Consider the following 2,690-nt stretch of genomic DNA (forward strand, 5'->3'; position numbering starts at 1 on the left):
GGCCTATTGCCGCATCTCCAGTTACCTGCAGACCATGGCAAATCAGGGATACAATCCGCTGGTCGCCATTCAAATGGCCTTTTCGGGACAGCTCTATGCTGATAGGGGTGAGTAGTTACTACAAGGCTTTTCATTCCGGTGCATCGATGCGGACAGTAAGACGCATGATCATTGACAGGAAAATGCATCGCTAGCGCGTGCTGGCGGCTTTTTCGGCGAGCGCCGGGTGTTTGAGGGGGATTGAGAAACGTATGGAGAAGACATTGAAAAATGGCATGAAAATATGCTTTCTGCTGTTATTTGCCGGGATTCTGCTGCCTGTGTTGCCAGTTGCGGCAGAGGAATTGAAAGTAGGCCTCGACAGCAAGTTTATACCGCTGACGAGCAATAAGCCTTATATCTATGTGGTACATGAAGGAAGCTCTGTAAAAGTTCAGCGTGTTCAGGACAGGAACTATGAGCTCAGCGGGCATTACGCCAAGACGATTCAGCCGTGTCCACCCTTTTGTATCAAGCCCATGTCGCCTGCGCCGGATGTGGAGACCTATGGCGAAGTGGAGATGTTCGATTTCATGGAGACCAAGCTGCGGGACGGAAAAGGTTTGCTTATCGACGCGAGAACGCCTTCCTGGTTCAAGAAAGGTACGATTCCGGGATCAGTGAATATCCCGTTTACGGTGTTGACCAAAGAACCTGACTCGCCGGAGATTGCCGAATGGCTGGAAAAGTTCGGCGCCAAGGAGCGTGGTGATATCGGTTTCTTTACGGCATTGCTGGAGAAATGGGGCATTGTGGACAGCAAATACAAGACGGAAGACTGGGATTTCACCCAGGCCAAGGAGCTGGTTCTGTTCTGCAATGGTCCGGATTGTGGTCAGTCGCCCAGAGCTATCCGCGGATTGCTGGCGGCAGATTACCCCAGCGACAAAATCAAGTACTATCGTGGGGGGATGCGTCTCTGGGAGTTCTGGGGTATTACCACCGTTATTCCCAGCGTCGGTGAATAGCCGTTTGGCAAAGGCCTGAAATGGATCTGAATCATGCTCTTTTCCCATCGTGCAGTCCGCTATGCGCAGAATCGGCTTCACCTGATGACGGGATGCAGTATATTGTTTTCCCGGCTACAACGGGACAGACCATGAGAAGTAAAGAATGAGTGATGCAGATACCGGGCTTTCCGGGCTAAAAATTATGGTCATAGACGACAGCAAGACCATTCGGCGAACGGCAGAGAACCTGCTGAAGAAAGCCGGATGTGAAGTCGTGACGGCCACGGACGGGTTCGAGGCCCTGTCGCTGGTGGCAGATCATCATCCGGATCTTATTTTCGTCGATATCATGATGCCAAGGCTGGATGGCTATCAGACATGTGCACTGATCAAGAACAACAAAGCGTACAGTGATACGCCGGTGGTGATGCTGTCCAGCAAGGACGGCCTGTTCGACCGGGCCAAGGGGCGTCTTGCGGGTTCTGACCAGTATCTCACCAAACCTTTCAGTCGGGATGAATTGCTGGACGCTATCCGGCGGCACATTCCCAAGGCGGCATGACAACGATTTATCAAGTGGAAAAACAAAATATGGCAAAAGTATTGATTGTTGATGATTCTCCCACCGAAGTGCATATCTTCAGTATGGCGCTGGGCGATGAAGGCTATCAGGTGGTTGTTGCCACAGATGGTGAGGAAGGTGTACAGAAAGCAATGGAGGAGATGCCGGATCTGATTCTGATGGATGTGGTCATGCCGGGTCTGAACGGTTTTCAGGCGACGCGCAAGGTTTTCAGGCGACGCGCAAGATTCACCGCAATGCATCGACCAAACACATTCCCATCATTATCGTGACGACCAAGGATCAGGATACCGACCGGGAATGGGGCATGCGACAGGGTGCGAAGGATTATCTCGTCAAGCCCGTGGATGTGTCGCAACTCCTGAGCAAGGTAGGCGAGCTGGTCGACTGATGGCTGGCGACGGCGCACAGGATATTCACGCAGTGCTGCAGCGTCTGGCTGACATGGACCGGCGCAGCCGGGAGCAGGAATCACTGGTTCCTGCAACCATGGTCAAGGAAGAGGACTGGCAGGGACTGGCATTCGTGCTGGATGGCGTAAAAGTGATATCCGCCATGAACGAGATCCGGGAACTGCTGCCGTATCCGGAAGCGGTCACACGGGTACCAGGCACCAAGAGCTGGATGCTGGGGCTGGCGAACATCCGTGGAGAATTGCTGCCTATCGTCGATCTGCAGCAGTTCATCGGTGGCGGTGCCGTGGTAGTGGATGATCATTCCCGTGTGCTGGTCATCCGGAACCGGGGGGCATCCACCGGGTTGCTGGTTTCTTCGGTACTGGGCATGCGCCATCTGCCGCTGAGCAAGCAGATAGCCGACGCGCACTTCGACGGAACCCTGGGGCGCTATGTATATGATATATTCGGGCTGGATGACGGCGTGTGGCCGGTTTTCAGCATGGCCGCACTGGCCAATGACAAACACTTTATGACCGCAGCGCAGCAGTGAGAATGAACAATATCCGCTTGGCAGCGAGGCACGATGCCGAAGAGGCAGAAAAATAACTTGGTTGGGTGAGTCGAACTCACGATTATGGGGTATAGATAATGGTACTAGAGTTTAGAGTTTCAGAGGAGAAAAACCACTAAAAATCTCAAAAAATAGTTGACATAGCAAGG

The 2,690-nt window shown here is 52.9% G+C and carries 3 protein-coding genes and 1 pseudogene; all 4 read left to right on the plus strand.

The annotated features are described in order from the left end of the window. Nucleotides 1–275: 275 nt before the first annotated feature. A complete protein-coding gene (locus ACOCD2_RS16160; protein WP_293650118.1) occupies nucleotides 276–1,007 on the plus strand; it encodes a rhodanese-like domain-containing protein in 732 nt (243 codons plus the stop codon). Nucleotides 1,008–1,152: 145 nt separating this feature from the next. Further along, nucleotides 1,153–1,551 (plus strand): twitching motility response regulator PilG, encoded by a 399-nt coding sequence (gene pilG / locus ACOCD2_RS16165; RefSeq protein ID WP_293650117.1) that lies wholly within the window; start codon nucleotides 1,153–1,155, stop codon nucleotides 1,549–1,551. Nucleotides 1,552–1,580: 29 nt separating this feature from the next. Further along, nucleotides 1,581–1,963, plus strand: a pseudogene (locus ACOCD2_RS16170) (response regulator transcription factor). Beyond that, nucleotides 1,963–2,520 carry a chemotaxis protein CheW gene (locus ACOCD2_RS16175; protein ID WP_293650412.1) on the plus strand — a complete coding sequence of 186 codons (558 nt, stop codon included), beginning with the start codon at nucleotides 1,963–1,965 and terminating at the stop codon, nucleotides 2,518–2,520. The pseudogene ACOCD2_RS16170 and the gene ACOCD2_RS16175 overlap by 1 nt, the downstream one beginning before the upstream one ends. The last annotated feature ends 170 nt before the right edge of the window (nucleotides 2,521–2,690 follow it).

The organism is Thiolapillus sp. (assembly GCF_048562965.1).
Lineage (GTDB): Bacteria > Pseudomonadota > Gammaproteobacteria > Chromatiales > Chromatiaceae > Thiolapillus > Thiolapillus brandeum_A.